At 56.7% G+C, this 4,023-nt stretch carries 5 protein-coding genes and 1 pseudogene; 1 reads left to right on the forward strand and 5 read right to left on the reverse strand.

Annotation, left to right across the window (positions count from 1 at the left end):
- The first annotated feature begins 192 nt into the window (after positions 1-192).
- The gene (locus Q0341_RS14830) at positions 193-717 is read left to right on the forward strand and encodes a c-type cytochrome (RefSeq protein ID WP_299514907.1); all 525 of its coding nucleotides are present in this window, start codon (positions 193-195) and stop codon (positions 715-717) included.
- Positions 718-762: 45 nt separating this feature from the next.
- On the opposite strand, the gene Q0341_RS14835 is transcribed toward Q0341_RS14830, so the two are convergent.
- The 5 genes and pseudogenes from Q0341_RS14835 to Q0341_RS14855 all read right to left on the reverse strand — a co-directional run.
- Positions 763-1,320: a DUF2946 family protein gene (locus tag Q0341_RS14835; RefSeq protein ID WP_299514909.1), complete on the reverse strand. Its 558-nt coding sequence runs from the start codon at positions 1,318-1,320 to the stop codon at positions 763-765.
- A complete protein-coding gene (locus Q0341_RS14840; protein ID WP_299514911.1) occupies positions 1,313-2,326 on the reverse strand; it encodes an alpha/beta fold hydrolase in 1,014 nt (337 codons plus the stop codon). Before Q0341_RS14840 ends, Q0341_RS14835 begins: the two co-directional genes overlap by 8 nt.
- A gap of 5 nt (positions 2,327-2,331) precedes the next feature.
- Complete coding sequence (locus Q0341_RS14845; RefSeq protein ID WP_299514912.1) at positions 2,332-2,781, reverse strand: nuclear transport factor 2 family protein; 450 nt, start codon at positions 2,779-2,781, stop codon at positions 2,332-2,334.
- A gap of 121 nt (positions 2,782-2,902) precedes the next feature.
- Complete coding sequence (locus Q0341_RS14850; protein WP_299514914.1) at positions 2,903-3,316, reverse strand: F0F1 ATP synthase subunit epsilon; 414 nt, start codon at positions 3,314-3,316, stop codon at positions 2,903-2,905.
- 70 nt (positions 3,317-3,386) lie between these two features.
- A pseudogene (locus Q0341_RS14855) lies at positions 3,387-4,023 on the reverse strand (F0F1 ATP synthase subunit beta); the annotation flags it as partial.

A 4,023-nucleotide genomic window follows, 5' to 3' on the forward strand; every position in this document is an offset into this window, starting at 1 on the left:
CCACGACCCTTGGCTTCGGAGGCCAATACTCTATCCACTGAGCTACAGCCGCACTTTCAAGCCCTGCATTATCTCACGCCTGTCCACGGCATTGTCGTTTTTACACGATCTGTGAAGGGCGGGCCGCTATAATCTGTCGTTGATTTTGACCCACACACTTGCCCTTGCGGCCACGCCCCTACAGAGGATTTCATGAGCGACAACAGCCACGATCAACACGAAGCCCATACCGGTCCCGTCAAAACGCCTATGCAAATGCTTATGCTGAGTTTGGCCTCCTTCGTTATCCCGGTGTTCATCATCATTGGCCTTGTGTTTTATGTCACTTCAGCCAACAAGCCGGCTGATGGCGCTGCGGACTCCGAAAGGTCTATTGCGCAACGTATCCAAAAAATTGGCATGGTCGAGATCCGCGATGCCAACCGCCCTCTCAAGGCTGGCGAGGATGTTTACAAAGCCCAATGCGCCGCCTGCCATGCGATCGGTGCCGCTGGCGCGCCCAAGTTCGCCGATGCTGGCGCTTGGGGCCCTCGTTTAGGACAAGGCTTGGATGCTTTGATGAACGCGGCCCTCAAAGGCAAGGGGGCCATGGGCGCACAAGGCGGTGGAGAGTTCAATGACACAGAAATCGGCCGTGCTGTCGCCTATTTGGCCAACAGCGCTGGTGGCAAATTTGAAGAGCCCCAAGCGCCTGCTGCGGCTGAAGCAGCCAAATAATTCATACGGCTCTTTCACAAAACCGACCCATTCGAGTCGGTTTTTTTATGCCCTTTGTGGCGCTTTCCCCTCTTGAGCATGCTGCGGGCTCAAGACAAAACCATACCGTGCTGGCAAGTCGAACGATTGGCAGGCTACTGTTTGCCAAATCCCTTGCTCCAGCGCCTCGGCCACCACGCCCACATCCAGTGAATGGACCAGCCCCAATCCCAAGGGCGTGTCGAAATAAACTCGGCCTTTTTCATCCAACAGGCAGGCTTTCACTTCGGTTTCACGGCCTGTATGTGCGTTGACCTTGAACGCGTCGCTGACCCGCCAAATGTGCGGCGCGACCTCCAGCTCGATGTAAACCCTTTGCGGTCCATTTTGAAAAAACCAACGCCCTTGCGCATCCACTTCGTAATTGCGGTGGATGAAGTCGATCAGCTTTTCGTGCCTCAACACCGAGCCCCTGGCCCCAATTTGGCCGCTTTGGAATGCGCCCAAGTTCTGCACCCGGTCATCGCGCATGTACCATTGACCGCGGCTGTCCAGGCCCAGCCAACCATAGCAATCTGGAACATTCGGCCATTTGGCCATGGCTTGTTGGACGATCTCATCCATGCGCTGTCTCCATGGGGTTTGAATTGACGCCTGCTGCTTGCAGCAGCCATTGGCCCACAGCATCCGGCAGGCCACGCACATGCGTTGGCCAAGGGCCTTTTGGAAAACCCACATGCCCGCCATGGCTCGGTTGCCACAGTGTGACTTGTCTTGAGACGTCTTGCTGCCTTGGCAAACTGCTCGCGGGCACAAAAGGGTCATTCAAAGCATTCAAGGCCAGTGCGGGGATTCTTATCTCAGCCATCAAGGGCTTGGCTGATGCGCGCGCCCAGTAGTCTTGCGTGTCCTTGAAGCCATGCACTGGCGCGGTAAATACATTGTCAAACGCGTACAGGTCTTGTGCAGCCATCATGGCTGCTTTATCGAACAGCCCCGGATGCTGCGCCCATTTGGCCAGCGCTTTGGGCTTCATGCTGCGCAAAAACATGGGGGTATAAATCTTCCGATTCAACCCCTGGCCAATCGACAGGCCACTGGCCATGAGGTCCAGTGGCGAACAGATCGACGCGACAGCGTCTGCGTGCTCGGCTGCTGTGCCACCGCACTGCGCTGCCCAGCGCATCAAAGCATTGCCGCCCAACGAGACGCCCGCAGCCACCAAGGTGGCACCACCTTGCGCCCGGTGCTCTGTGCGCAGACGTTGCAAAATCCAATCGATTTCTTCGTGATCGCCGGAATGGTAGGCACGCGGCGCGAGGTTCAGTTCACCACTGCAACCCCGAAAATGCGGCAGTGCCAAATGGATGTCTTGCTCTGCGGCCCAATCGGCAAACGCTTGCGCGTAATGACTCGCCGATGAGCCCTCCAAGCCATGGAACAAAACCAGCAAGGGCCGACTGCTGTGGCTGGCGACTTGTTTGTCCACATCCACAAAATCCCCATCCGGTGTTGGCCACCGCTCACGTTGCAACGGCATCGCCGGTGCCCAACGTCTGCGCCCAAACAACGCAGGCCAAATGGTTTGTACATGACCACCTGGCATCCACTTGGGCGCTTTGTAATCCATGCCGTTCAATGCAGCAAGCTCGGCTTGATCCCGACATCGTCTGCGTCTTTGGGGCTTCCCGGGCTGGCATGGTGCGCCACCATGCGCCAGCCTTGCGGGGTTTTGTGATAAACGTTTGTGGCAATCACAAAGGCTTGTGAGGGGCCCTGTGGCGTATTGATCTCGACCCGTTCCACCAAGTGGTGCACCGCACTGGCCAAAGACTGGATTTTGTGCACCCTTTGCGGAAAGGCTTGTACGCTGCCTGCTGCAAACATGGCCTCGAATGTAGCGCGCACTGCGCCAGGTCCGATCAAGCGGCTGCCCCCTGGATGGACACAGACGATGTCGTCCTCTTCTGCCCAGCACTTCATCAGTTGTTCAAGGTCTGCGTTGCGCAGCGCTTCATAGAAGGCCACCTCGATGTCATCGGGCGCACCACCCATCAGGGCGGCTTGCAGTTTGGCGCTTTTCATGGGCAAGTACTTTCCGTGTTGGCTGTCTTGGGATTGTGACCATAAAAAAACCCGGTCACTGTGCTGTGCCGGGTTTTGGGCTGACCTGACCGCATGGTCAAGCCGCTTGGCGCAGTGAAGCTTATTTTTTGCGGTACTTGCGCAGCGCAGACAACTGGGCCGCCAAAACCATCAACTCAGATTGTGCCAAGGCCAAATCCACTTCGTTGTTGGCATTGCGCAATGCTTCTTCGGCCAAGGCCTTGGCTGCATTGGCTTTTTCTTCGTCGAGGTCTTTGCCGCGAATGGCGGTATCGGACAAAACGGTCACGCAATCGGGTTGCACTTCCAGAATGCCACCCGCAACGAAAACAAATTCCTCGCCGCCGTCAGCTGTCTCGATGCGAACCGAACCGGCCTTGATGCGCGTGATCAGCGGGGTGTGGCGTGGGTAAATGCCCAATTCGCCAGACTCTCCGGGCAAGGCCACAAACCGGGCTTCCCCCGAATAAATGGACTCTTCGGCACTGACCACATCAACGTGGATGGTGTTCATGTTTACTCCTTAAAAAGGTGCTTTCAAGCGCGCTAAGCGGAGGGCCTTAAAGCCTCCCCAAAGCACTGCTTTAAGCGGCCTTTTTGGCCTTTTCGAAAGCTTCGTCAATGGTGCCGACCATGTAGAAAGCTTGCTCTGGAAGGTGATCGCATTCGCCGGCCACAATCATCTTGAAACCACGAATGGTTTCAGCCAAGGTGACGTACTTGCCTGGCGAGCCAGTGAACACTTCAGCGACGTGGAATGGTTGTGACAAGAAGCGCTGGATTTTCCGAGCGCGTGCCACAGCCAATTTGTCTTCAGGGGCCAAATCGTCCATGCCCATGATGGCGATGATGTCGCGCAATTCGCGGTAACGCTGCAAAGTGCCTTGCACAGCACGGGCAGTTTCGTAGTGGTCTTGACCCACAACCAACGGATCCAACTGGCGGCTGGTGGAGTCGAGTGGATCGACCGCAGGGTAGATACCGAGTGATGCGATGTCACGGGACAACACCACGGTGGAATCCAAGTGCGCGAAGGTGGTCGCAGGTGACGGGTCGGTCAAGTCATCGGCAGGCACGTAAACGGCTTGGATCGAAGTGATCGAGCCGACTTTGGTCGATGTGATACGTTCTTGCAAACGGCCCATTTCTTCGGCCAATGTTGGCTGGTAGCCCACGGCAGAAGGCATGCGGCCCAACAAGGCGGACACTTCGGTACCGGCC

The sequence above is a fragment of the uncultured Limnohabitans sp. genome (assembly GCF_937889215.1).
Lineage (GTDB): Bacteria > Pseudomonadota > Gammaproteobacteria > Burkholderiales > Burkholderiaceae_C > Limnohabitans_A.